Genomic DNA, 25454 nt, shown 5'->3' with positions numbered 1-25454 from the left:
AATGGTTTAATGTCCCCTACACCATCCGACCTCATCCCCCCTTAACCCCGTCGGTGTAAGGTCGATTGCCTGGGGAAATGGGAAACAGCCTGTCCATGTTCGTCGACCGCGAAGCCTCCGTCGGAGAGCCGACTTTGCAGGAGCGCCGCAAGGCGGAGCAGAACGACAAGCGCGTTCTGGGCAATGTCGTCCAGTGCGACGGCGCGCGCGCCACCATCAGCGCCCATGCCGCCGATGTCGAAGGCACGGTCACCGGCCATTGGAGCGTCGGCAAGATGATCTCCATCAACCTTGGCGCCACGCGAACCGTCGGGCTGGTCTACGAGGTCGGCAAATCGGATCGCGCCTGGCACAATGCGGGCCAGAACCCGATCGAGGTCAGTATCGAGCTCATCGGCGAGGTGCGCGACGGCGCGGAGCCCGGCGCCAAACCGATTTTCGACCGCGGTATCACCACCTATCCGCATATCGGCGCCATCGCCCACCGCATCCGCAGCCGCGACTTGCAGGCGGTCTATGACCTCGCCGGGCGTCATTCGATCACCATCGGCACGCTGTCACAGGATGAGGCGATCGACGCCAACATCGCCATCGACGACACGCTGGCGCGCCATTTCGCCATTGTCGGCACCACAGGCGTCGGCAAATCCACTGCTGTCTCGCTGCTTTTGCGCAAATCGATCGCCGCTCGACCCGACCTGCGCGTCCTCATCCTCGATCCGCACAACGAGTTCGCCGCGTCCCTGCCCGAGCACTGCGTCAGGGTCGATTCGACGACGCTGGACCTGCCCTTCTGGATGTTCAAACTCGAGGAATTTGCCGAAGTGCTGTTTCGCGGGCGCGAGACCGTGCCGGAAGAGGTCGATGCCTTGCGCGATCTCATTCCCGCGGCCAAGAACCTGTATCGCAACCCGAATTCGGGCACGTATCTAAAGCGCGGCACTGATGCACTGACCGCGGACACCCCGGTGCCTTATCGCGTTGTCGATCTTATCAAGCAGATCGACGAGCGCATGGGACTGCTGGAAAGCAAGAACGACCGCCCCACCCTCAAGTCGCTGAAGACGCGCATCGAATCGGCAGCCTCGGATCCGCGCTACCGCTTCATGTTCAATTCGCGGCTGATCGAAGATACGATCCACGAGACGATCGGCAATATTTTCCGCGTGCCGCACCACGGGCGCCCGGTGACCTGCTTCGAGATGGCCGGCATGCCGTCGGAAGTGGTCAATTCCGTCTGTTCGGTGCTGGCGCGCCTGGCCTTCGACCTTGCACTGTGGAGCGAAGGCCGGCTGCGGCTGCTTTTGCTGTGCGAGGAGGCACACCGCTACATGCCGGCCGATCCGCGCCTTGGTTTTGCGCCGACCCGACACGCCCTGTCGCGCATCGCCAAGGAAGGCCGCAAATATGGCTGTTATCTCGGTATCGTCACGCAGCGCCCGGGCGAGCTCGATCCCACCATCCTGTCGCAGTGCTCGACCTTTTTCGCCATGCGGCTTGCCAATGAGCAGGACCAGGCGATCATCCGCTCGGCGATCGCCGATTCCTCGGCCTCGACGCTGGCATTCCTGTCTTCGATGGGCCAGCGCGAAGCCATCGCCTTCGGTGAGGGCGTGGCGACGACCATGCGGCTGAAGTTCGAAAAAATGTCCGATGAGCTGATTCCCGGCACGGCCAAGCGCGAGGAAGCGTTGCCGTCCGAAATCGGCAATGATGTCGACCTGGTGGCGATCGTCGAAAGGCTGCGCAACGTGCCGAAACCGCAGCAGGCGATGGCCTTCGCCGAAGTCGTGGATTCCGCGCGTCAGGCCGGCGATCCCGACTACCGCAAGCCGCCCGTCCCGCGCGTCCAACCCGACGACGATTTCGACATGCGTTATGGCCTGAAACCCGCAACCTTCGGCCTACGCCCGCAAAACGATTGAGCCCAGCGGCCGATGAATTCTGAAGACTTTGTCAGTCTCTAGACGAGGCAAATCCCGGAAGGGAATTCATCAGGCCGGATCGAATGACGTGGCTTTCGAGAACCCGGAGCGGAGTGGACATTTGAGTCCATGAGCACCGGAAGTCGAGAAAGCTGCGTCAGTCGGCCGGCCTCATGAATTCTCTCCGGGATTTCAGGCACAGACGCGGTTGCGGCCTTGCCTCTTGGCCTCGTACAGCTGGCGGTCGGCGCGGCGATAAAACTCTTCGGCGGTTTCCTTACGGTCCCAGACGGCAAGGCCGACGCTCGTGGTGATCTTCAGCCGGACATTGCCTGACAGTATCGACATGTTGGCGATCGCCTTGCGGATGCGCTCGGCGAATTTGGACAGAAGTTCGGCGTCCATGTTGGGCGTGACCACTGCGAACTCCTCGCCACCCAGGCGCGCCACCACGTCGTGATAGCGTGTCATGTCCTTGAGACAGCTGGCGACCGCGCGTAACACCTGGTCGCCGACATCATGTCCGTGGGTGTCGTTGACCTGCTTGAAATGGTCGAGATCAAGGATCATCAGCCCGACCGGCTTCTCGATGCGGCGGAATTCCTCGAGATATTCCTTCAGTGCATCGTCGAAATAGCGCCGGTTCTGCATGCCGGTCAGGCCGTCGGTCAGCGCCGCGTGCTCCAGCGTTTCCGAACGGGCGCTGAGCGAAACCGTCATGGCGCGCAGCTTGCCTTCTTCTGTCGCCTGCTTGCGGATCAGCGGGTAGATGAAGAAAATCCCGAAGAACAAGGCAGTCGCCAAAAGGACGCCGGTCCCAAACAACAGCTTGTTGAGATAAATGATCTCGTCGACCCTGGCGGGTGTATGAACCTCTTCGGCGAAGGCTTGCAGAAGCCCATAGGCGTGAAGCGTCACCAGGCCGGCGGCCAGGATCACGAAGATGAAGACGAAAAAGGCTGATTCCGCCTTGTGAAAACGCATCTGCTCCCCGTTGGAAAATTTCCAAAGACGTTATGGCATGGACGGGCTTACGGAGGGTTAATTAGGACAACTTCAACGGGAAGCCTCCCCTCAAAGTCAACTTTTCAGGTTGCACTGGAAAGGATATCCGAGATCGTGGATCCCGCACGATCATCGGGGCGCAATCGCAGCCATTCCGGACCCAACTGATGCCTGAACCAGGTCGCCTGGCGCTTGGCGTATTGTCGCGTCGCGATCTTCGCGCGTTCGATCGCTTCGGCAAAACTCAACTCGCCGGCCATTGCGGCCTGCAGTTCGCGAACGCCGATCGCTTTCATCGCCGGCAAGTCGGGATCGAGGCCAAGATCGGTCAGCCGCCTGACCTCGTCGAGAGCACCCTTCTCCAGCATGCGGTCGAACCGCGCCTCGATCCGCTCCACCAGTGCCGCTCGGTCCGGTTCGATCACAAAGAAGCGCGTGCTCGCCCTGTCGATCAGTGGGCGGCCGCGCGCCGCCTGCCATTCCAGGATAGAACGGCCCGACGCGTCGAGCACCTCCAGCGCTCGCACGATGCGCTGGCCGTCGGTCGGCTTCAGCATCATACCGGCTGCCGAATCCTCGCGCAGCAGGATGCGGTGCAGCTTGGCCGCGCCCTGCTCCTGGAGTTCGTAGCGCCAGCGATCACGGATCGACTGCGGAATGTCGGGCATTTCCGAAATGCCTTCCGCAAGCGCCCGGAAATAAAGTCCGGTACCACCGACGAAAATCACCGGCCTTTCGAAGAACGTGCCCTCGTCGATGAGCTTCATCACATCGCGCAGCCAGGCGCCGGTGGAATAGGCGGTGGAGGGATGGACATGACCGTAGAGAAAATGCGGGACGCGGGCGAGTTCGGCAACAGTCGGCCGCGCCGTCAGCACGTCGAGCACCGAATAGCCTTGCATGGAATCGGCGTTGACGATGACACAGCCGTTGTGTCCGGCGAGGTCGACCGCAAGGGCGGACTTGCCGCTGGCGGTCGGCCCGGCTATCAGGATCGCGTTCTTAACGCGGCCCTCGCCCGCCTGCCCGCCGGAATTTTCGATGCCGCTGATCGCCACGCTTGTGTCCCATCCCGCCAGCCGCGCATTGTCGCCGGCGCTTGCGAATATGATGTCACTGTCGGTCGGCGCAAGCACCGTTCGCTGGCTGGCCGACGGCATCGCCTGCGAGTTCGCTTTGCCCGAGGCGGCCGAAGCGGCTGAAACGACCGCCAGCCTGCGCGCCGTGCTTGCACCCGAACCGGTCGACGTGATTGTCCAGCAGGCCGAGGGAAGGCGGAAGAAAATCCTCATCGCCGATATGGATTCGACTGTTATCGACCAGGAGTGCATCGACGAGCTTGCCGACGAGATCGGCGTCAAGGACTACGTCGCCGCCATCACGGCGCGATCGATGAATGGCGAGATCGCTTTCGAGCCGGCCTTGCGCGAACGGGTGGCGCTGCTGAAAGGCCTCGACACTGCCGTGGTCGACCGCGTCATCACCAACCGCCTGACGCTGGCTTCCGGTGGCCGCGCGCTTGTCCAGACCATGCGGGCCGACGGCGCATGGACCGCACTCGTGTCGGGTGGCTTCGACGTCTTCACCTCACGCATCGCCGCCATGCTCGGCTTTCAGGAGAACCGCGCCAACCGCCTGATCGAGCAGGACGGTCGCTTCACCGGGCTGGTGGCCGAGCCGATCCTGGGGCGTGCCGCCAAGGCCGACGCGCTGCTCGAGATTTCGGCGCGTCTCGGGCTGACGACCGCCGAGGCCCTTGCTGTCGGCGACGGCGCAAACGACCTCGACATGATCCGCCTTGCCGGCGCCGGTGTGGCACTTCATGCCAAGCAGGTCGTGGCGGCGGAGGCAAAATTCCGCATCGACCATGGCGACCTGACCGCGCTTCTCTATCTGCAGGGCTACCGGCGGGAGGAATTTGTAGAGTGACGCCGATCCGCACCGAGCGCCTGATCCTGCGCAACTGGGAGGATCGCGACCGTGAGCTCTTCTACCGCATCAACTCCGACGAGCGCGTCATGGAATTCTTTCCGTTTCGCCGCGACCGCGCGCAGGCCGACGCCAAGATGGATGAATTGCGCGCCGTCATCGACCGCGACGGTTTCGGCTTCACAGCCGCCGAGATCGCAGTCACCGGCCATTGCATGGGCTTCGTCGGCATAACCCGAACCGATCATTTGCCCTTCTTGCCGGCTGGCACCGTCGAGATAGGCTGGCGCCTGGCGCCCGAATTCTGGGGCCATGGCTATGTCACCGAGGCAGCCGAAGCCTGGCTCGCCTATGGTTTCGAAACGCTTGGCCTCAAGGAAATGGTTTCCTTCGCCGTCAAGGATAACAGCCGGTCCACCGCCGTCATGGAACGCCTGGGCATGACCGCCGACCCGGCCAGCGATTTCGACCACCCCGGCATTCCGGACAGCCACGCCATGCTCAAGCGGCATGTGTTCTACAGGCTGACAGGCAAGGATTGGCAAGCAAGAAAAAAGGCGGCTCGCTAGCCGCCCTTTTCCCTCAAAATCAAAGTGTTGCGCCTTTACCGGACTCAGTCCATCCGGATCGTCACAAACCGCAATTCGCCGGTCTTCGACGCCAGCATCAGCAGCGCGTTCTTGCGTCCCTGCTCCTTCAACGCAGCAATCCGGTCCATGACATCCTTGGGCGTGGCGACCGATTCCTGCGCGATCTCGGTGATCACCTCGCCGGCCTGGATGCCGCGTTCGGCAGCGGCCGAATCCTTAGCGACGTCAGTGATGACAACGCCGGAGACTTCGGCGGCAATGCCGAATTTCGTCCGCGTCTCGTCGTTGAGCTCACCAACGGTCATGCCGAGCACGGAAACCGTCGAAACGGCAGGCGCCTCGTCGCCATTGTCCTTTTCGGCGGTGCCGTTCTCGCCGCTGGCAAGCTTTTCGCCATCTTCGAGCCGGCCGAGCGTCACCTTCACGGTTTGCTCAACGCCCTTGCGCACGATGACCACGTCGACAGCCTTGCCGACCGTGCTCTCTGCAACAACGCGCGGCAGGTCGCGCATTTCATTGACGTCCCTGCCGTCGAATTTGATGATGACGTCGCCCGCCAGGATGGTGCCGTTGTCGACAGGCCCGCCCTTGATGACGCCGGCAACCAGCGCGCCTTTGGCAGTCGCCATGCCGAGGCTTTCGGCAATGTCGTCCGTCACCGGCTGGATGCGCACGCCGAGCCAGCCGCGCCGCGTCTCGCCGAACTGGCGGAGTTGGTCGACGACGCCCAACGCAAGCTGCGAGGGAATGGAAAAGCCGATGCCGATCGAGCCGCCGGACGGCGAGATGATCGCCGTGTTGATGCCGATCACCTCGCCGTCGCTGTTGAACAGCGGCCCGCCGGAATTGCCGCGGTTGATCGCGGCATCGGTCTGGATGAAGTCGTCATAGGGACCGGAATTGATGTCGCGGTTGCGGGCCGAGACGATGCCGACCGTCACGGTGCCGCCGAGGCCGAACGGATTGCCGATCGCCATCACCCAGTCACCGACGCGCATCTTGCTGGAATCGCCGAATTTCACCGCCGTCAGTTTGTGCCCTTTTGGATCAACCTTGAGCACCGCCACGTCGGTCTTGGTGTCGGTGCCGACCAGCGTCGCCTTCAGCGTCACGCCGTCAGAGAAATTCACCTCGATGTCGTCGGCATCGGCGATCACGTGATTATTCGTCACCACGATGCCCTGCTCGGCGTCGACCACGAAGCCGGAGCCCAGCGACTGCACCTTTTGCGAGGGGTTGCCCTGTTCGCCGGGACGGTTCTTGAAGAAATCGTCGAAGAAATCCTGGAAGGGCGAGCCCTCCGGAAGCTGCGGCATCGGTACCGCGCCCGGGCCTTCCGTGCCCTTCACCCTCTGCGAGGTCGATATGTTGACCACGGCGCCGAGCAGGCCCTGCGCGAGATCAGCGACCGAAGCCGGGCCGTCTGCGGCGGCCGCAGGCGTCACCAGCGACGGGACGGGAGCGGCGCCGATAAGAAGTGCTGCAGCACCCGCGGTGAACGTCCGCCTCGCCGCGCGCAAAAACCTGTTGGATGTCATCGAGAAGTCTCCCGGTGTCTCTGAGAAGAAAAGCGCTCGCCGAAAACGCTGCGTCGAACCATGTTGGCAAGAAATACGGCACGTTTGCGGCTATGGCTATCGGCGGAGGATAAAACCTCCGTTATCCCGAAATCATAAACCGTCATCCACGCACCAGCCAGACGAGGCCGACGCCAACGGCGATGGCAATCAGCCCGGCGACCCGCAGCGCATTCTCCGGCATCGACAGAACTTCGCCGGCAAGTTTCTTTGCGAGGCCGGGAAAGCCGCCATAGACCAAGCCCTCTACCACGAGAACCAAGCCTATTGCCGCCAGAAAATCCTGCACCGGCCGTTACTGGCCGGTGCCTGGCTGCGCTGCCGGTGCAGCAGGTGCTGCGGGCGGCGCTGCCGGCGCAGCCGCGCCGGCGGGATTGCGGAAGAAACGGAAGAATTCCGAATTCGGCGACAGCACCATCGTCGTCCCGGTATTGTCCAGCGCCGTGCCGTAGGCATTCATTGACCGGTAAAAGTCGAAGAAGGCTGGATCGCGCTGGTAGGCATTCGCGAAGGTGGCGCTGCGTTGAGCTTCGCCTTCACCGCGCAGGATTTCAGACTCTCTCCGTGCCTCGGCGACGATCTCCACCACTTCGCGGTCGGCGCGCGCCCTGATGCGTTGCGCCGCCTCGTTGCCGCGCGCCCTCAGCCGCTCGGCTTCGGCCAGACGCTCAGCCTTCATGCGATCATATGTCTGTTGCGAGACTTCCGCCGTCAAATCGGTTCGGCGAATGCGGACATCCTCGATCTGCAGGCCGAGCGACGTGGCGTCGGGCCTTAGCTGGTCGCGCACTTCACGCATCATCACGGCTCGCTCTTCCGAGAGCGCCGCCTCGAAGTCGCGCAAACCGTAAACCCGACGCAAGGCGGCGTCGAGACGCGTCCTCAACCGTGCCTCGGCCAGTTCGATCTGGCCGGATACCGCGGAGCGGAACACGCGCGGATCGGAGATCCGATAAGCGATGAAGGCGTCGACCTCATAGAACTTGCCGCCTGAAACCTGGACGCGGATGTTGTCGAGGTCGAAGCGCAGCACCCTGTTTTCGATCAACTGCACGCTGTCGGCGTCGAAGAAGGCGAACGGCGCCTTGAAATAGATGCCCGGCTGGCTCTTGACGTCTACGATTTCGCCGAACCTGAGCACCAGCGCCTGCTGGCGCGCATTGACAACGAAGACCGATGAATAGAGCAGGAACAGGATAACCGCAGCGATGACGGCGATGATGGGAAGACGGTTGGCCATCACTGGGTTCCTCCGAGGACCGGCGCCGGCGCCTTCTGCTGCAGTGCAGGCAGCGGCAGATAGGGAACGACCCCTGGTCCGCTGCCTTGCTCGATAATGACCTTGCTGGAATCCTTCAGAACCCTCTCCATCGTTTCCAGATAAAGCCGCTGGCGCGTCACATCCGGCGCCTTGGCGTATTCGTCATAGACCGAGATGAAGCGCTGCGCCTCGCCTTCGGCCTCCTGCACGACCCGGTTCTTGTAGCCGGCCGCCTCCTCGCGGATCTGTGCGGCCTCGCCGCGCGCCTGGCCGAGCTTCTGGTTGGAGTACTGGTTGGCCTGCTCGACGAACTTGTCCTCGTCCTGTTCGGCGCGCTGCACCTCGTCGAACGCGTCGGCCACTTCGCGCGGCGGTGCGGCATCCTCGATCGAAATCGCGTTGACGTTCAGGCCGGCCTGATAGCCGTCCAGCGTCGTCTGGATGATTTCGCGCACGGACGCCGCAATGCCCTCGCGATCATCGCGGAAGATGTCCTGCGCCGGCCGCCGACCGACCGCTTCGCGCATGGCGCTTTCGGCGACCTGCCGCAGCATGCCGTCGGGATCGGACACGTCGAACAGATAGGCCCTTGGATCGGAGACCTGATAGGCCACGGAGAACTGGACGTTGACGATGTTCTGGTCGCCCGAAAGCATCAGCCCTGAACCGTTGCCGGAGGCCGTGCCGCCGCCGATGTTGACGAGTTGTTCGGCAATGTTGGCCGTCTCGACCGTCTCGATGGGCCACCAATGGAAATGCAGGCCTGGCTGCGAGAACTCCGCCTTTGGCACGCCGAACCTGAGTTCGACCGCAACCTCGTCGGGCTGCACGGTATAGACCGCCTTGAACGCCCACAGCACGACAAGCGCCGCCGCGATCAGCCCGAACACGGCTGGGCTGGCGCCACCGCCACCTGGCAACGCGCGCCGCAACCTGTCCTGGCCGCGCCGGATGATATCTTCGAGATCGGGAGGCGAGCCCTGCGGACCGCCAGGCCCCTTCGGTCCCTGCCCCCAGGGTCCTGGATTGTTGCCGCCGCCCCATGGACCGCCACCGCCGCTTTTGTCATTCCAGGGCATGAATGTCCTTTCGCTTGGAATTCCCTCAAGCGCCGTTTCAACAGCGCAAAATCCAATGTGTCTTCTATAGGGATGCGAGGGCACGCTTTCAACGTAATCGGTCGTCGTCACCGCCCGTTTTGGACCGCCGCGATCCTTTATCGCCTCTCAATGCACGTCGCGGCGTCGCTCGTAAACTGAATAGCGTGTCGCATGACTATCCTTTTCACCGGCCGGAACGTCCTGCGTGCGGACAATGTGCCACAAATCCGGGTCGATCGGCGGGAAATGCGCGTCGCCGTCGACCGCGGCAAGGATATGGGTGACATGCAAGCGGTCGGCCAGCGGCAGCGCCTGGGCATAGATCTCACCGCCGCCGATGATGCAGATTTCGTCGGCGCCGGCCATGCAGCGCCCGCGCACCTTCGCCAGACTGATCGCCTCGTCGAGCGAATGCACGATTTCGACGCCCTCGGCGCGCCAGGCCTTTTTGCGGGTCACCACGATGTTGAGCCTGCCCGGCAGCGGCCGGCCGATGCCTTCATAGGTCTTGCGACCCATGATGATAGGTTTGCCCATCGTGTCGGCCTTGAACCGCTTGAGATCGCTGGAAAGCCGCCACGGCAAGCCGCCATCGCGCCCGATCACGCCGTTTTCGGCGATGGCGACATAGATCGCGACGTCCATCAGCCGCCGCTCCCGCCATCGCCCGAAGGCGCCAGCAGCAATATGTCGATGTCGTGCTCAGGGTAGAAATTTTCTGCCGTCATCTCGAAACGCGTCGGCCCGACTTTCCTGACGTTTTCGCCACAGAACGAGACCAGGTTTTTCGGATGGCCCTTGTCGACGGTCAGCTTGAACTTGCCGATGGAGCCCGTCGCCCAGTTGCCGCCAGTGGTCAGGATATAGGCGATGCGGTTTTCGAAGTATCTCGGGGTGCCGTCGGGATTGCCCTTCGCCGCCTTGCGGATCGCATTCTCGAACGTGCCGTCCATGCAGTAACGGGTCTTGTAGGCGGCGTATTGGCCCTGGAACTGGCCGTCATAGAAGAAGCTGACCGAGGACGTGCCGCCGACGCTCGGCTTGTAGCTGTGGGCGACGTGGACTGCGCTGTTGGCTGGAAACGTCGCGCGCCACCAGTAGGTCGAGCGCAATTGCCAAAACGGCACATAGACGGTCTTCATGCCTGAACCGTCGTCGGCGGTGTCCTCGATGATGAGGCCGCGATCGATCCAGTCGTCGGCAACCGCTTGCGGCAGCTTTGCCAATGCCGCCCTGGCCGCGTCGCCGAACGGGTAGAACGGCACGTTTTGCGCCTTCAAATCGGCGCTGATGTCGATGCCGAGCGCAAACGCCTTCTGCTCGAGCTGCGGTTTTGCCGCCACGCCGTCGATCGTCACCTCGAAGCCGAGGAAATTGTCGCTCTGGCCGTCGGGGATCGCCGGCATCTCGTTCGGATCGCCTTCGATGTCGGGCATCGGAAAGGCGACGATCGCGTCGACATCCTTGTCGGTGTTGTTTCGGAAAACGTAGTCGACCATCACCTTTTCCGGCGAGATGTAGAGGTCCTCACTCTCCATGGCGACCGCGTCGCTGCGCGACAGGATCAGACCGCCCGTTCCCAATTCGGCGATCGAATCATTGGCGAATACGGGCGTGGCCGAGAGCGCCAGCACGGCGGTCAAAACATAACGGAACATGGAAGCTCCTTTGGCGAGATGCCGGTATGACTCTATCGCACCAGCCCGACAATCGGAATCGATTTTCGAAAAGCACGATGCTGGGATTAAAGGTGTTAGAGCGTACTTTGTGCGTCCGATTGGCCGCACGTCGCTCTAGCCGTTTCAACGTGGCATTTCAAAGCCCTTCCGTGCACTCGTCGGCGCTTGCGCACAAGCCATGACCACCGTGCCATCACCGTGCCAGGCTTGTCTGGACAGCGACGTTCCGATCGGGCAGGAGTTCGCCCATGCGCAAGCTTCTCGTCATCGGCATCGGCGCCGGCAATCCCGACCACATGACCGTGCAGGCCATCGGCGGCTTGAACCGCGCCGACGTGCTGTTCATTCCCGACAAGGGCGCGAAAAAGAACGATCTTGCAGAACTGCGCCGCCAGATCTGCGACCGCTTCGTCACCAATCCAGGCTCGCGCCTTGTCGAATTCGACGTGCCGGTGCGGGCCGAGCCGGCGCCCTCCTACCGCTCGACCGTCGATGACTGGCACGAGGCGATCGCCGCGATCTATGAAAGCCTGATCCGCGACGAGCTTTCGCAAGATGGCTGCGGCGCCTTCCTGATCTGGGGCGATCCCTCGCTCTACGACAGCGCGCTGCGCATCCTGGAGCTTGTGCGCATGAGAGGCAATGTCGAGTTCGAGCTCGAGGTGATCCCCGGCATCACTGCCGTCCAGGCGCTCGCCGCCGGCCATAAGATGGCGCTGAACCGCATCGGCGACGCAATTCAGATCACCACCGGCCGCCGGCTTACCGAGGAAGGTTTGCCCGACAATGCCGGCAGCACCGTCGTCATGCTGGACGGTAAATGCGCATTCAACAGGCTGGACGACAAGGACCTCGTCATCCACTGGGGCGCCTATCTCGGCACGCCCGACGAGATTCTCATTTCCGGTCGCCTCGGCGATGTCGGCGACGAGATCGTAAAGACCCGCGACGAAGCCCGGCGGAAAAAGGGCTGGATCATGGACACTTATCTGCTGCGCAAGCCCGGCGAGCCAGAGGAGTAATGCATGTCGCGCTAAAGTGCGCAGCGGTTTTGCGATAACGACATGCATAAAAAAGAACCTAAAGCGCGTCGCATGAATCCGTTCAAATGCGACGCGCTTTAGGCTCGGCCGGTACGGATTCCACCGACCTCACCCAGCATCGATCTCCGCCTGCAATGCTTCCATGTGCGTCGCAGCCGCGGAAGCCGCGGCCCGTTCGATGGCGCGAAAGCGGCTGACCACTGCAAGCCCCACCGGAGTCAACTGGGCGCCGCCGCCCTTTTTCCCTCCGGTCTGCGCCGCGACCAGCGGCTTGCCGAACACCCGGTTCATGTCCTCGACGAGATCCCAGGCGTGTTTGTAGGACATTTCCATGCCGCGCGCCGCAGCCGAGATCGAACCGAAGGCGGCGATCTGCTCCAGAAGCTCGATCTTGCCCGGCCCGATGCGCCCTTCTGGATCGAGGTTTATCCGCAAGCTCAGCGACGGCATTTGCTCCTCCGCAGTCACGCCACATCCATCCTAGAAGCTCTCCGGCGATACCGCTATTCTAAAATAATATAGCGACAATCATCCGCCGGTCATCCATCCGCCTCGACAGGCAGGCCGGCGCTCGTGTTCGCCCGGTCGAAGCTTACCGTCTTGACCACCGCGTAGACGTTTCGGCCGGGCCGGAGTTTCAGCGTCTGTCGCGATTGCTTGGTGACCCGGGCAAGCACGGTTGCGCCATTGCAGTCTATGCCGATCTCGACCGTAGGCCCTTCACCCGGCTCTATCGCCACGATCGTGCCCGGCAGGATGTTGAGCGCGCTGAGACCCGTCGGCTTGTCGGTGGCGATCATCACATCGCGGGCACGGATGCGGATGCGCACCGGCGCACCGACCGGCATTGCCAGAAGCGGCACGCGGATCTCGCCCGCCGCCGAGCCAAGCACGGTCATGCCAAAGACTGCGTCGTGGCGCAGCACCGCGGTGTCCAGCACCGCGCCACCCTCCCCGCGCTCTTCCGCCGGCAACAGGTCGAGCCGCTGCATGATCGCCCCGGTCGGGCCGCAAGCGGCGACTTTGCCTTGCGCCAGCACAACGACGTCGCTTGCCAGCCGCGCCACTTCCGAGATCGAATGACTGACATAGACGATCGGGATTTTCGTCTCGTCGCGCAGCCGCTCGATGTAAGGCAGGATTTCTGCCTTGCGGGCGTCGTCGAGCGAAGCCAGCGGCTCGTCCATCAGCAACAATCTTGGACTGGCGAGCAGCGCCCGGCCGATCGCCACGCGCTGTTTCTCGCCGCCGGAAAGCTTTGCCGGCCGCCGGTCGAGCAAAGGACCGATGCCGAGCAGGTCGACCACGGCATTGATGTCGGCGTAGCGTTCCGCCGTCGGCGTGAACCAGCGGCCGTAGCGCAGATTGCTGGCCACGCTCATATGCGGAAACAGCCGCGCGTCCTGAAATACCATGCCGATGCGGCGCTTGTGCTTCGGCACGAACAGGCCCGCATCTGTATCGACCAGCACGCGGCCGTCGGCCTCGATCCGCCCCTTCTCGGGCCGGATCAATCCGGCAATCATGTTGATCAGCGTCGTCTTGCCGGAGCCCGAGGGCCCGAACAGCGCGGTCAGCCGCCCAGCGCTCCCGAAGCGGACGTCGAGCCCCAAATCTCCAAGCCGATGGCTGATATCGATTACGACCGTCATTCGATGTCCATCCGCTTGCCGACGCGCCGCGCCAGCACCTCCGACGCGACAAGTGCTGCCATCGAGATGACGATCGAGATCAGCGTCAGCCTGAGCGCTTCGGCATCGCCGCCCGGCACCTGCGTGAACGTGTAGACCGCCGACGGCAGCGTCTGCGTCTCGTTTGGGATGTTGGAAACGAAGGTGATCGTTGCGCCGAATTCGCCCATCGCCTTGGCGAAAGACAAGATCGCGCCGGTAATCAGGCCGGGCAGGATCAGCGGCAGCGTGATTGTCCCGAACACCCACAGCGGATTGGCGCCAAGCGTCCCGGCCGCCGCCTCGAATCTGCGATCGACCGCCTCGATCGACAGCCGGATCGCCCGCACCATCAAGGGAAAGCCCATGACAGCGCAGGCCAATGCGGCACCCGTCCAGCGAAAGGAGAAGACAATGCCGAAATGCTCGGCCAGAAAGGCTCCGGCCGGGCCGCGCCTGCCGAAGGAGAGCAGCAGCAGATAGCCGACAACCACCGGCGGCAGGATCAACGGCAGATGCACCAGCCCGTTGAGCAGCGTTTTGCCCCAGAATTGGCCACGGGCCAGCACAAGCGCGATCAATATGCCGGGCGGCAGGCTGGCGATCATCGCCACGGTCGCCACCTTGACGGACAGCCGGACCGCATTCCATTCGTCGGGAGTGAGGTCCAGCAACCAATTCATCTTTTGGTGTGCCTCAGTTGCTCGGCGTAAGGACCGTAAAACCTTGCGCCTTGAAGACCTCGTCTGCCTTGGCGGATTGCAGGCATTCCAGGAATGCCGGCGCATCCTTGTCCTTGGAATCCGCCATCTCGGCAACCGGGTAGACGATCGACGGGTGCGAATCCTCCGGGAAGGTGCCGATCACTTTGACGCCGGGCTCGGCGTGCGCGTCGGTGGCGTAGACGATGCCGAGCGCTGCTTCGCCTGATGAAACCAGCTTGAGCGCTGCGCGCACGTTCTCGGCCTGTGCCACCTTGCCTTCGATCGAGGACCACACGCCGAGCGATTCAAGTGCGGCCTTGCCATATTTGCCGGCCGGCACCGCTTTGAAATCGCCCATGGCAAGCCTGCCATCGCCGATCAGCCCAGCAAGATCAAAACCCTTTTCGATCCTGGTTTCGACCGACGAATCCTTCGGCGCCACCAGCACGATCTGGTTGCCGAGCAACTTCGCTTCGGTATCCGGCTTGGTCAGCTTCTTGTCGGACAGATATTTCATCCAGTCGAGGTCGGCTGAGATGAAGACATCGGCTGGCGCGCCGCCCTCGAGCTGCTTGGCCAATGCAGAGCTTGCCGCATAGGAAATGATCGCCGCCTCGCCGACATCGGCCTCGCAGGCGGTGTTCACGGCATCCAGTGCGTTCTTCATGCTTGCCGCGGCGAAGACGATCAACCTGTCATCCGCGTGGGCAGCCGGCACAGCAGCGATCAACATCGTCGCGAGACCGCCAATGGCGGCCGCTTTCAATCCGAAACGCTTGCGCACCAGCATGACGCTCTCCAGGGGCTTGAAAATCCGATCGGCGCGACCCTGCTAGTCGATATATCCGCCTGAATATAACAAAGGAAGGCTTTTTGCCAGACTCAGCCCGGACAATGGCCCAGCCAATGGTCCGCTAATGGCATGCGTGTTGCCGCCACCGCTCACGATAAATAGCAGTGCACACAGCGCAACGTTGCAAGCCGAAATGGATCTAAGCATCGGATACGGTACTCGCGGCGGACGACCCAGCACCGCCACCGAGCGATTTCGAGAAAGGGTAAAGTAGAAGCGCGATGTTTGCGGCTCACACCGCGATGGGCGCCTTGATCGTCGCATCGGCGAGGTAGTTTTCCAGCCGGAAATCTTCGAACCGGAAGGCAAAGAGGTCCTTCACCTCCGGATTGATCCATAGCGTCGGCAGCGCCTTGGGCGTGCGCCGCAACTGTTCGCGCGCCTGCTCGAAATGGTTCGCGTAAAGATGCGCATCGCCCAGCGTATGGACGAAATCGCCGGGCTTCAACCCCGTCACCTGCGCCACCATCAAGGTGAGCAGCGCATAGGAAGCGATGTTGAACGGCACGCCGAGAAAGATATCGGCGGAACGCTGGTAAAGCTGGCAGGAAAGCCTGCCCTCCGAGACATAGAACTGGAACAGGCAATGACAGGGTGGCAGCGCCATGGCTTCCACTTCGGCCGGGTTCCACGCCGAAACGATCAGCCGTCGGGAATTAGGATTCTTGCGTATCTCCTTCAAGAGATTGGCAATCTGGTCGATGGCGCCGCCATGGCCGTCCGGCCAAGAGCGCCATTGCTTGCCATAGACCGGGCCGAGGTCGCCATTCTCGTCGGCCCATTCGTCCCAGATCGAGACGCCGTGATCGTTGAGATATTTGATATTAGTGTCGCCGGCCAGGAACCACAGAAGTTCATGCACGATCGACTTCAGGTGAAGCTTCTTGGTGGTGGTGACCGGAAAGCCGCGCGCCAGGTCGAAGCGCATCTGGTAGCCGAACACCGAGCGCGTTCCGGTGCCGGTGCGGTCGCCGCGATCGGCGCCGTTTTCCAGCACGTGCTTTAAGAGGTCGAGATACTGGCGCATCGGCTTCTGCTCGATTCGGGGGCTCGATTCGGGTTACCGGCCATCATAACCGACTGGCTGCCGGCCGAACATGTCAAAGTGCAGAATGTTCCCACAGGCGACTACATTGTGGGCCGGCGCGGAAATCGTGCCAGCGTTCCGCTGATGCAGGATGCCTGATGCAGGACGATTGTCAGAGGCTGGCGAGCTTACCCAGATCCTTGGCGACCAGGTAATAGAACGTCACGCGGCTCTTGGTGTTGTCGGCTTCCATCGCCTTACAAGTCTTTTCGATGGCCGCGTCCGCCTTGCTGCCGTCGTCGATGCCGAGCTTTTTGGCAACCCAGTTGGTTTTGACGCGATCGAGTTCCTTGGGGTCCGTGCAGGACACCAGCGAGGAATCTCGATTCCTGAGCGCAATGCCCAAATGTTTCACGATCTTGGCGACCGCGTCGGCATCTGCCGCGGCGTCGTATTTCTTCACGTCTGCGAGATAGTCGGCCATCAAAATTCCCCTCGTCGGCGCCACGGGATCGGGTCGATGAGGGTCGTGGCGCGCTGCCGCAAAATGTACGCTAAGTCGGTAACTCCTCACCGCCGCAAGCTTCGGTTGAGACCGTTGACAAGTCAAGCCTTCCCGAGGCTGTTTGACACAACGACAAGGCATCAATTGAGGCCTTTCATTTTCCACGATCGGTCCCTATATCTGTTTCGTCGGCTCGACCGACTATGGTGATAAACAGGCGATGAAATAAGCCGTTCGGACCCGGGGGCGGTACCCGGCGCCTCCACCAAAAACCGCTTTATCGAAGAGCGGCTTTTGCTGGGGGCGAAATAGGATCGACGAAGGTGTAAAGATCGTACTTTTGCCCGGCATTGTACCACCGTTATCGGGCTAAACTTATAGTTGCCAACGACAACTATGCGGAAGCACGTCTCGCCGCGTAAGCGGTGCGATAGCTTCAATTCAAGCCCTAGTGGTTCGCACTTCTAGGCGGGGTTCGGAGGTACCTGGCAACAGAAACCTCCACTTCTTCACTTCGATTCCTACTTCCCCTCCGATCCCCATCTCCCCTCGATATTGTGACGGCAGCAGGCTTGCTGGTCGCGCTTCTTGGGCTGCGCTCTGTCGCGACGCTGTCTTGCTGGCAGATGCGGGCGGCCGGATTCGTCCAAAGGACTGAAAAATGCAAAACGATTCCGATCGATTTTTCGTGCTGACCGGCGGTCCGGGTTCCGGCAAGACCACATTGATCGAAGCCTTGCGGTCGGCCGGCCTTGCCACCTCGCCCGAAGCCGGACGCGGCATCATCCGCGATCAGTTTGGCGATAGGAGGACCGGCCCTGCCCTGGCACGATCCGGCGCAGTTCGCCGAACTGATGATGTCCTGGGAGTTGCGCTCCTATCGAGCCGCCCTCGAACAGAACGGCCCCGTCTTCTTCGATCGCGGCGTGCCGGACACTCTTGGTTATCTGCGCCTCACTGGCCTGCCGGTGCCCGACCACGTCAGCAATGCCGCCGAACGCTTCCGCTACGCCAGTCAAGTCTTCATCGCACCGCCTTGGCCGGAGATTTTTCGGCAGGACAGCGAACGAAAGCAGACCCTTGACGAGGCCGAACGCACCTATCATGCGCTGACCAGCATCTACACGGAATTGGGCTATGAACTGGTCCCGTTACCCTTGGCGCCGGTCGAGGCGCGATTGCGATTTATCTTCACCGAGGCAGGCTTGCGGCTTGAGCCCAGACGTTAAAAAGGCCGGGACTGACCCGGCCTTTTCATGCTCTCGCTGGAAAGCATCTACTCTGCAGGCGCTTCGACAACCTCCCGCCGACGGCCGAGCGTCACCTTGGCCAGCGTGAAGGAGATCACCGCGCAAAGCATGATGCCGGCCACCATAGGCAGCGGCGTGCCGTCGAAGAACACCCCGGCGATGCCCATGGCGACCGCGCCGATGGCGAAGTGCAGCGTGCCCATCAGCGCCGAGGCCGTGCCGGCGATCGCGCCATGCGCCTCCATGGCCAGCACCGAAGTCGTCGGGATCACCAGGCCGAGGAACCCGTAGCCGACGAACAGCAGCGCCGCCATGACATCGAGCCGGTCGACGCCGGACGCCATCACCGCGAACAGCACCACCATCGTCGTCGCATAGCCGACCACCGCGACCCGCACCACCGGCCTCAGCCCAAACCGTTCGGACAGCATCCCCGTCAGTTGCGACATGCCGATGAAGGCGACCGCGTTGATCGAGAAGAACATGCTGTAGACCGACGGCGACAGCCCGTAGTGATCTATCAGGATGAAGGAGGAACTCGACAGGTAGACGAAGAAGCTCGCCAGCCCGAAGCCGCCGATGGCCGCCAGGCCAAGGAAGTTGCGGTCGCCCATCAGGAAGCGGTAGGCCGAGAGCGCGGTGCCGAACGAACTGCCTGCACGCGTCTCGACCGGCCGCGTCTCCTTGAGCGAGGTCGCCAGCAGGATGGTGGCGAGCACCGCCCCACCCGTCACCGTCCAGAACACCGCACGCCAGCCGAAATTCTCGATGATGACGCTACCGGTCAGCGGCGCCAGGATCGGCGACACCGAAAACACCAGCATCAAGAGCGACATCAGCTTGGCAGCCTCGGTGCCGGTGTGCAGGTCACGCACGATGGCGCGCGGCACCGCCATGCCTGCGCTGGCGCCGAGCCCTTGCAGGAAACGGAAGGCGATCAGCCATTCGACCGAGGGTGCCAGCGCCGAGCCGATGCCGCCGACCATGAACAGTGCGAGGCCGCCATAGAGCGGCAGCTTGCGCCCGACCATGTCGGAGATCGGTCCGACGACGATCTGGCCAAAACCCATGGACAGAAAGAAGATCAGCAAACTCATCTGCACGGCAGCGGTGCTGGCCTGCAGATCCGCGCCGATCGAAGGCAGCGCCGGAAGATACATGTCGATGGCGAACGGGCCGATGGCGGACAACAGGCCGAGCACGACCGCGATGCGGAGGAATTGGGGACTCATGATAGCGGGTTTCTTTCAAATTTGGTTTGCCGACCGGGCGTGTGTAATCCTAGGACGTACCGTCCCGTGAAATTCCGACTTCCTGCGGAGGAAATTCCTTTAAGATAAGTCCATAAATTTAGACACTCTTGTCTAATTCGTCAATCACCTCTATATAGTTTTCATGAAGCACGACGTTTCTCCTGACACCATCCCGCCACGCGGCCATGAGGCCAAGCGCGCCTCCATCATGGACGCTGCCGGCGAGGTGTTCTGCCGCGAAAGCTTCGCCGGCGCCAATATCGACATGATTGCCGCCGAGGCCGGCGTTTCGCGCCAGACGATCTACAACCACCATGGCGATAAGGAGAAACTCTTCGTCGCCATCGTCCGCGACCTTACCGAGCGCTGCAATGCCGGCATCTTCGCCACCATTTCCACCTTTCCGGACCAGCCGAAGGACCTTGAAGCCGATCTGATCGCCTTCGCTGTGCGCATGAACCGCAACTGTATCTGCAACCGCGATGGAAAATTCCTGCGCAAGCTGATCCAGACCGAGGGCGAGCGCTATCCCGAGCTGTTTGCCGAATGGCGCGAACAGGGACCGGGCAGGACATGGCCGGCTATCGCCGCCCGTTTCGCCCGCCTCGCCCATGCCGGTTTCCTCGACATCGAGGACCCCGACGTCGCGGCCCGCCAGTTCCTGGCCCTTGCCAATGCCGAATTGCAGACGACCTTCATGCTTGGCGGCACGCCGACCGATGATGAGGTGCTGCAATCGGCGACACATGGCGTGCGCACATTCCTGCGCGCCTTCGGCAAGCGGCAGCCGGCGGCCGACGCGCAAAAGCACAGCGCGCTCGCTGGCGCCTGAGCGATCAAATCTGAGGCATGCCCTCTCGCATCTGCGCTGCCGGCGTCTATATCCGGTTTACGCCGCGCTCAAGCTTGATTACAGCTATGCGGACGATTCAACGGAACCCGACAGCCACATGGCCGACGACCACATTCGCTACGACATTCTGGCCCAGGAGGCATTGCGCGGCGTCATGCGCAAAGTCCTGGCCGAGGTCGCGCGCACCGGCCTTCCCGGCAACCATCATTTCTTCATCACTTTCCTGACCGGCGCCCCGGGCGTGCGCGTATCTTCCCGCTTGCGCGAGCGCTATCCCGAACAGATGACCATCGTCATCCAGTTCCAGTATTGGGACCTGAAGGTGACCGACACCGGCTTCGAGGTCGGGCTGTCTTTCTCCGACGTGCCGGAAAAGCTGGAAATCCCGTTCTCGGCCGTGCGCGGCTTTTACGACCCGTCCGTCAATTTCGAGCTCGAATTCGATGTGAAGACGGAGACCTCGGCAGAAGAGGAGTTGGCCGGCCAGCCCGCTTCCGAACCGCTGGCCGCCGTCGCCGAGAAAAAGCCGGAAAAGAAGAAGACCGCTGAGGCCGAAAAGAAGCCTGCCGCGGCCGACGCCGTCGCCAAGGGCGCCGAAGTGGTGTCGCTCGACGCCTTCCGCAAGAAGTGATCCGACGGGCCGCGCGACATGGCCGACATCGTCAATCTCCGCCAGGCCCGCAAGCAAAAGGCACGAGCTGAGAAGGGGCGCCTGGCAGAACAGAACCGGACGCTGCACGGCCGTTCCAGGGCCGACCGGGAGCGTGACCGTCTGATCGCCGAGAAAGCAGAAACGTTTGTCGCCGGCCATCGCCGCGAAGCCTCGGGCGATCCGGATTCCCCGAGCATCGGACCGAAAAGTGCGCCGCGGTTTTCGGATAAATCCGATGCTTGAAGTGAAATGAGTCACGTCCGGTGAGCCCGGTCGAGAAACGCTCGGTGACCATTCGCGGCCATCGCACCAGCTATTCGCTCGAAAAGCCGTTTTTCGACGATCTCGTCGCCATCGCGGCCGCGCGCAAACTGACGCTCGCCGCCCTCGTCGCCGAAATCGACGAGGCCCGGCCGCGCGATGCCAACCTGTCCTCGGCGCTCAGGCTCTACGTCCTGGATTGGGCAAAGCGAGGGATGAAACCGGTCTAGGTGGAGCTATCCGCCGCCCAGCGACTTCAGCAGATTGTCGATCGACGAAGGTTCAAGCGTGGGTTTTGGCGCGGATCCTGATGGCGGCGGGTTGTCATTGGCCGGCGGCTGAGGCGCGCGCTCGATTTTCTGCGCCTGCTCAGCCGCCGCCCTGCGCTGGGCGTCGAGCTTTGCCTTTTGTTCCGCAGCGATCCGCCTCGCCTCTTCCGTCCGCCTCGCCTCTTCCGCTTTCCGGCGTTGCTGTTCCTCGGCTTTCGCCGCCTCGTCCGCCGCTTTTTGCGCCGCTCTGGCTCTCGCTTCGGCATCCGCCCTGGCCCTTGCCTCCGCCTCGACCTTGGCTTTGGCCTCGGCTTCAGCCTTCGCCTGTGCATCCGCCTTGGCTTTGGCCACGGCTTCAGACCTCGCCTGCGCATCCGCTTTGGCCTTCGCCTCCGCTTCGGCTCGAGCCTTTGCCTCGGCTTCAGCCTTCGCCCTCGCATCTGCCTCGGCTTGCAGCCGCGCCGCCTCCTGCTGCTTGCGCAATTCCTCGGCTGCCCTCTCACGCTCGGCTTGCAGGGCCGCGTAGTAACGCACCTCGCGCCGCAGCCGCTGTTTTTCAAGCAGTGCCGCCTGCATGGCCTCGACCCGCTGCTGTTCCTTTTCAAGCGCGCGCTGGGTCAGGAACTGCGCCAGCGGCTCACTGTCGAATTGCCGCTTCGCGGCGCCGAACGGCCCGTCGACGCTGAAATTCACAGTCGGATCGGAGCCGACCAGCGCTTCGTCGCCGGGCCGATAAGTGATCGAACCACCGGTCGCGACCGTGCTGGCGTTCAGGTCCGCCGTAATGTCGGCGGACAGCTTCGCCGCCGGATTTTCAAGATTGACCGGCGGTGCCCTCAGCGTGCCGCCGGCAATTGTGAAGGCGATGTCCGTATCCCCGGCCGGAAAACTGCCGTCTGCGGCGATCTGCGGCGCGAAGCCGGCGGTCTTGGCCGCATCGATATCGCGCCCGATCGCATCGGCCCTGGCGATGAAGGCGCCAAAGGCGTCGGGATTGACGCCGGCAATGGTCAAGCCCTTCAGCGCCGCCGTGCCGGAACCGGACAGCGCCGCTACCATCGCATCGACCGATTTGCCGCTGGTCGAAAGCGCTGCCGAGAAATCGCCGCTTCCGCTGATGCCGGCCTGTGGCATCACGGTTGCCAGATCGGCGCCGGCAAGTTTCATCTGGCCGGAGAAAAGCCCGGTGCCGTCATTGTTCTTCAGCTCGAACAGCCCGGAAAGCGCGCCGCCTGAGAACTTTGCCTTGAGGTCCGAAACGCGGATGCCTTCCTGGTCGAGCTTCAGCGAAAGCGCCGCGTCATAGGCCGTGGCAAGCGGGCCGGCGACCAGCGATGCCGTGGTCAGGTCGAGTTCGGCTGTGAAAGGCAGGCTGGGCTTCTGGCTGAACGGGGCGGTCGGCCAAGCCCCGCCGGCGCCCAGGAAGGCCTGATCACCAAACAGCGCCACCGCCATCGGGTCGAGATCCAGTTCATCGAGTACCAGCGCGCCGGCAAGATGCGGCACCCCGTCCTTGACGTCAACATTGACGTCACCGGAAACCGCCGCCTCGTTGATGGCGCCGCTGAGGCCGGACAGCACCAGAAGGCCGTTGCCGAAATCGGCGTCGGCCGCAAACCACGTCGACATGCCTGTCCCCATGCCCGGCAAGCCGACGCCTGTCGTCATCAGCCACGGCTCGATGTCGGCAGCTTCCAGGCTGACCTTGCCCTTGGCGGTGGCGCCTTGTGGCGTGCCGGCGAATGTCCCGTCGAAACCAGCCTTGAAATCGTTGCCGGTGAGGTTGAAGCTCGTCGCCATGCCGCCGCCAAGCGTGCCTTTCGCCGAGACATCGGTGGTCGCCTCGCCAAGCATGCCGAGCGGCAGCGCCGGCAGCCCGTAAAGCGCCAGAAGTGCGGTGGCGTCGGCATTCCTGGCGTTGAAGGTCAGTGACACCGGCGCATCGAGAAGCCGCTCGGCCATCCCTTTGCCGGACAGCGATGCTGAAAACGCCGAGCGACCTGCCCTGCCTTGCGCGCTGACCGCCAGTCCCGTCGTGCCGTCGCCATTGGCGGCGGCACTCGTCACCAGATCGATGCGCGCGTCCTGGAACAGCTCGGGATAGGCCGCCACGCGTCCCGCCAGTCCCTTCAGCACGGCATTGTCTGGATAGTGCTTCGCCGCCACATCGACCAATGGCTTGAGGTCGACGGCGACCACGGAGGCATCAAGCTTGCCGGTCGGGCTCACCGGGAAATCCTTGATCCGTCCGGTGGCGCTGATCGACGCGCCGGCAAGCCCATTGAGCGAAAGCCGGTCGATTTCGAGCAGCCCATCGCGTAGCCTGAGCGCCGTATCGACCGTATCGGCGGTCAGCCCGCCGGCACTGACCGGCCCGGCCTTGATCTGGAAATCGAGGTCGCGGTCGGAAAAACGGTTGGCGCCCTTGTCGCTGATGAAGATCGAGGCGAAGGCGGCGAGGCCGTCGACATCGAGCTCGCCACCTTCGAGCCGCATCAGCACCGACGGCCTGGCGTCGTCGGGCTGGCTGGAATCGATGCGACCGGAAAATTTCGCCTTGCCGAGAATGAGTTCGAGGTCGCTGAAGGCCTGCCGCTTCCCGGTCAGGTCGACCTTGGTCTTGAAGCCGGCGGCCGGCAGCCGGCGGATCGCCTCGTCGACATCTTTCGACAGCCAGGCGGCAAAGCCGGAAGGCTGCCCCACCGCCAGAAGCAGCGAACCGGTGAAGCCGAAATGATCCTCGACGCTGAGCATACCATTTGCCTCCAGCCTGGCACGGCCGGGCAGTGTCGCAGCGAGCGACTTCACCGACCAGCCGGCATCGGCCGGCTCGGCGGAAAGGCGCACGTCGCGAACTGTCGTGTCGCCGGCCACCACCGCCGGCAGCTTCACCTCGACGGTGCCCGGTATGGTCGGCTTGGGCAGGTCGAGCAGCGCCTGCTCCAGCGCCGCGACACGCGCCGACAGCGTCAGTCCGGCGTCGGCCGCGGCGCCGACGGCTTCATCGAACTGCACCTGTGCGCCATCGGCCTCGATCGAAAAGCTTGGGTTCGGCCCAAGCTCGACGGCAGCCTTGCCGTCGGCGGTGTAGGGATTGTCGAGCGGCCCGGTCTCGAAGCGGAATTCGTCGACACCAAGCTTCCGGTGGTCGAGCGAAAATTTGCCGTTCAGCCTGAACCCCGGCTCCGGCTTGCCGGCGCTGGCCTTCATCGTCCCACCGTCCGTGCCGTCAAGCTGCGTCGAACTCTTGTCGACACCATTCGTGTCAGAACTTGCGACCTTGAACTGACCCGTATAGATCGCGGCGCCATTGACGATGCCGGCATTGCCATCCGCTTCGATGACCAGCGGATAGGCGTCTGGATCGAGCTTGAGCCGAACTCGCATCTGCCCGTCACTGCCGGCCTTGCCGGTGGAGGCGATGATCGTGCTGCGCAAGCCGTCGAGCCAGAGCGAACCACCCATCCGCCAAGGTCCGGCCAGCGATTTGGCAGAGATCGTCGAGTTGATCTCGGAAAGCAGATGGCTGCGCCCGCCGGCAGCATGGCGCAGCGCGATCTCTCCCTCCGTCACCGTCAGCTTCTCGATCGAGATCTGGCCGGGATCGAAGGGTGACGACGGGCGTATCGCCCAGTCGACCGTACCATCGGCGGCAATGTCGATCGTCGCCTTCGGCCGCACCAGCCGCATGTCGAAGATCAGCACTTCGCCGCTCAGGAAGGGCGCCAGTTCCGCATCCATCGAAAAAGTCTCGACGGTCATTGCCGGCTGGCCGCCGGGGCCACCGGCAACGGTGACGTTCGAAAAGGTCACGGAGGGAAACGGCAGCAGTCTCGCCGTCGCATCGCCCTGAACGGTTACCTTACGGCCCAGAATGGCGCTTGCCTCACGCTCGAAATCGGCACGGTAGCTTGTCCAGTCGATAAAATACGGCACCACCAGCGCCGCACACAGCACCAGCACGAAAAGGCCACCGAAGATCACGAACAGGCGTGCGAGCATCAACTCCCAAGCAGTTGATTGAAAATCAGCCGCACTCTACCCGCAT

General features: G+C 62.8%; 24 protein-coding genes, 1 other RNA gene and 1 pseudogene. 10 read left to right on the top strand and 16 right to left on the bottom strand.

Annotated elements, in window-relative coordinates; all coding sequences use genetic code 11:
- Positions 1-95: 95 nt before the first annotated feature.
- Entirely contained in the window at positions 96-1925 is a 1830-nt protein-coding gene (locus tag AC0NIE_RS18025) for an ATP-binding protein (RefSeq protein ID WP_473485300.1), read from the top strand.
- A gap of 192 nt (positions 1926-2117) precedes the next feature.
- Here AC0NIE_RS18025 and AC0NIE_RS18020 read toward each other — a convergent pair whose 3' ends face one another.
- Positions 2118-2909, bottom strand: a complete 792-nt coding sequence (locus tag AC0NIE_RS18020) for a GGDEF domain-containing protein (RefSeq protein WP_095494699.1) — start codon at positions 2907-2909, stop codon at positions 2118-2120.
- Between the two features lie 104 nt (positions 2910-3013).
- A complete protein-coding gene (miaA, locus tag AC0NIE_RS18015; RefSeq protein ID WP_473485393.1) occupies positions 3014-3982 on the bottom strand; it encodes a tRNA (adenosine(37)-N6)-dimethylallyltransferase MiaA in 969 nt (322 codons plus the stop codon).
- Between miaA and serB the strand changes: the two genes are divergently transcribed.
- Together serB and AC0NIE_RS18005 are read left to right on the top strand one after the other, a co-directional pair.
- Complete coding sequence (gene serB / locus AC0NIE_RS18010) at positions 3972-4859, top strand: phosphoserine phosphatase SerB (RefSeq protein ID WP_473485299.1); 888 nt, start codon at positions 3972-3974, stop codon at positions 4857-4859. The genes miaA and serB overlap by 11 nt on opposite strands.
- Positions 4856-5428 carry a GNAT family N-acetyltransferase gene (locus AC0NIE_RS18005; RefSeq protein ID WP_473485298.1) on the top strand — a complete coding sequence of 191 codons (573 nt, stop codon included), beginning with the start codon at positions 4856-4858 and terminating at the stop codon, positions 5426-5428. Before serB ends, AC0NIE_RS18005 begins: the two co-directional genes overlap by 4 nt.
- Positions 5429-5472: 44 nt before the next feature.
- On the opposite strand, the gene AC0NIE_RS18000 is transcribed toward AC0NIE_RS18005, so the two are convergent.
- The 6 genes from AC0NIE_RS18000 to AC0NIE_RS17975 form a co-directional block, all read right to left on the bottom strand.
- Entirely contained in the window at positions 5473-6987 is a 1515-nt protein-coding gene (locus AC0NIE_RS18000; RefSeq protein ID WP_473485297.1) for a DegQ family serine endoprotease, read from the bottom strand.
- Between the two features lie 142 nt (positions 6988-7129).
- The gene (locus AC0NIE_RS17995; RefSeq protein ID WP_473485296.1) at positions 7130-7315 is read right to left on the bottom strand and encodes a DUF2065 domain-containing protein; all 186 of its coding nucleotides are present in this window, start codon (positions 7313-7315) and stop codon (positions 7130-7132) included.
- 6 nt (positions 7316-7321) lie between these two features.
- Positions 7322-8266 (bottom strand): protease modulator HflC, encoded by a 945-nt coding sequence (gene hflC, locus AC0NIE_RS17990; RefSeq protein ID WP_473485295.1) that lies wholly within the window; start codon positions 8264-8266, stop codon positions 7322-7324.
- Positions 8266-9366, bottom strand: coding sequence for an FtsH protease activity modulator HflK (gene hflK / locus AC0NIE_RS17985; protein ID WP_123151917.1), 1101 nt, complete (start codon positions 9364-9366; stop codon positions 8266-8268). The genes hflC and hflK overlap by 1 nt, the downstream gene beginning before the upstream one ends.
- Positions 9367-9513: 147 nt before the next feature.
- A complete protein-coding gene (locus AC0NIE_RS17980) occupies positions 9514-10032 on the bottom strand; it encodes a dihydrofolate reductase (RefSeq protein ID WP_473485293.1) in 519 nt (172 codons plus the stop codon).
- Positions 10032-11045 (bottom strand): DUF4424 domain-containing protein, encoded by a 1014-nt coding sequence (locus AC0NIE_RS17975; RefSeq protein WP_473485292.1) that lies wholly within the window; start codon positions 11043-11045, stop codon positions 10032-10034. Before AC0NIE_RS17975 ends, AC0NIE_RS17980 begins: the two co-directional genes overlap by 1 nt.
- A 269-nt stretch (positions 11046-11314) precedes the next feature.
- Between AC0NIE_RS17975 and cobF the strand changes: the two genes are divergently transcribed.
- Positions 11315-12088 carry a precorrin-6A synthase (deacetylating) gene (cobF, locus tag AC0NIE_RS17970; RefSeq protein WP_473485291.1) on the top strand — a complete coding sequence of 258 codons (774 nt, stop codon included), beginning with the start codon at positions 11315-11317 and terminating at the stop codon, positions 12086-12088.
- A gap of 129 nt (positions 12089-12217) precedes the next feature.
- Here cobF and AC0NIE_RS17965 read toward each other — a convergent pair whose 3' ends face one another.
- The 6 genes from AC0NIE_RS17965 to AC0NIE_RS17940 form a co-directional block, all read right to left on the bottom strand.
- A complete protein-coding gene (locus AC0NIE_RS17965) occupies positions 12218-12559 on the bottom strand; it encodes a winged helix-turn-helix domain-containing protein (protein ID WP_095494709.1) in 342 nt (113 codons plus the stop codon).
- An 89-nt stretch (positions 12560-12648) separates the two neighbouring features.
- A complete protein-coding gene (gene modC / locus AC0NIE_RS17960) occupies positions 12649-13761 on the bottom strand; it encodes a molybdenum ABC transporter ATP-binding protein (RefSeq protein WP_473485290.1) in 1113 nt (370 codons plus the stop codon).
- A complete protein-coding gene (gene modB / locus AC0NIE_RS17955) occupies positions 13758-14462 on the bottom strand; it encodes a molybdate ABC transporter permease subunit (protein ID WP_123151922.1) in 705 nt (234 codons plus the stop codon). The genes modC and modB overlap by 4 nt, the downstream gene beginning before the upstream one ends.
- Before the next feature lie 13 nt (positions 14463-14475).
- Complete coding sequence (gene modA, locus AC0NIE_RS17950; RefSeq protein ID WP_473485289.1) at positions 14476-15273, bottom strand: molybdate ABC transporter substrate-binding protein; 798 nt, start codon at positions 15271-15273, stop codon at positions 14476-14478.
- A gap of 295 nt (positions 15274-15568) precedes the next feature.
- Positions 15569-16363, bottom strand: a complete 795-nt coding sequence (locus AC0NIE_RS17945) for a thymidylate synthase (RefSeq protein ID WP_128246442.1) — start codon at positions 16361-16363, stop codon at positions 15569-15571.
- A 172-nt stretch (positions 16364-16535) separates the two neighbouring features.
- Positions 16536-16847, bottom strand: coding sequence for a DUF2853 family protein (locus tag AC0NIE_RS17940; protein WP_473485288.1), 312 nt, complete (start codon positions 16845-16847; stop codon positions 16536-16538).
- A gap of 169 nt (positions 16848-17016) precedes the next feature.
- Here AC0NIE_RS17940 and ssrA point away from each other — a divergent pair.
- Positions 17017-17374: a transfer-messenger RNA gene (gene ssrA / locus AC0NIE_RS17935) on the top strand.
- 155 nt (positions 17375-17529) lie between these two features.
- Positions 17530-18097: pseudogene (locus tag AC0NIE_RS17930) on the top strand (AAA family ATPase).
- 47 nt (positions 18098-18144) lie between these two features.
- On the opposite strand, the gene AC0NIE_RS17925 reads toward AC0NIE_RS17930, so the two are convergent.
- Positions 18145-19350, bottom strand: coding sequence for a multidrug effflux MFS transporter (locus tag AC0NIE_RS17925; RefSeq protein ID WP_473485287.1), 1206 nt, complete (start codon positions 19348-19350; stop codon positions 18145-18147).
- 163 nt (positions 19351-19513) lie between these two features.
- On the opposite strand from AC0NIE_RS17925, the gene AC0NIE_RS17920 reads away from it, so the two are divergent.
- From AC0NIE_RS17920 to AC0NIE_RS17905, 4 genes are all read left to right on the top strand, one after another.
- Positions 19514-20203, top strand: coding sequence for a TetR/AcrR family transcriptional regulator (locus AC0NIE_RS17920; RefSeq protein WP_123151926.1), 690 nt, complete (start codon positions 19514-19516; stop codon positions 20201-20203).
- Between the two features lie 118 nt (positions 20204-20321).
- Positions 20322-20855 (top strand): SspB family protein, encoded by a 534-nt coding sequence (locus AC0NIE_RS17915; protein ID WP_473485286.1) that lies wholly within the window; start codon positions 20322-20324, stop codon positions 20853-20855.
- An 18-nt stretch (positions 20856-20873) separates the two neighbouring features.
- Positions 20874-21119: a DUF4169 family protein gene (locus AC0NIE_RS17910; protein WP_473485285.1), complete on the top strand. Its 246-nt coding sequence runs from the start codon at positions 20874-20876 to the stop codon at positions 21117-21119.
- A 20-nt stretch (positions 21120-21139) separates the two neighbouring features.
- On the top strand, positions 21140-21367 hold the full coding sequence (locus AC0NIE_RS17905) for a ribbon-helix-helix domain-containing protein (protein WP_023798778.1): 228 nt from the start codon (positions 21140-21142) through the stop codon (positions 21365-21367).
- 6 nt (positions 21368-21373) lie between these two features.
- On the opposite strand, the gene AC0NIE_RS17900 is transcribed toward AC0NIE_RS17905, so the two are convergent.
- Positions 21374-25408: an AsmA family protein gene (locus AC0NIE_RS17900; RefSeq protein ID WP_473485284.1), complete on the bottom strand. Its 4035-nt coding sequence runs from the start codon at positions 25406-25408 to the stop codon at positions 21374-21376.
- Positions 25409-25454: the final 46 nt, after the last annotated feature.

The organism is Mesorhizobium sp. WSM4842 (assembly GCF_055901575.1).
Note: the sequence above shows the minus strand (reverse complement) of the source record. Positions and strands in the feature narration are given on the sequence as shown.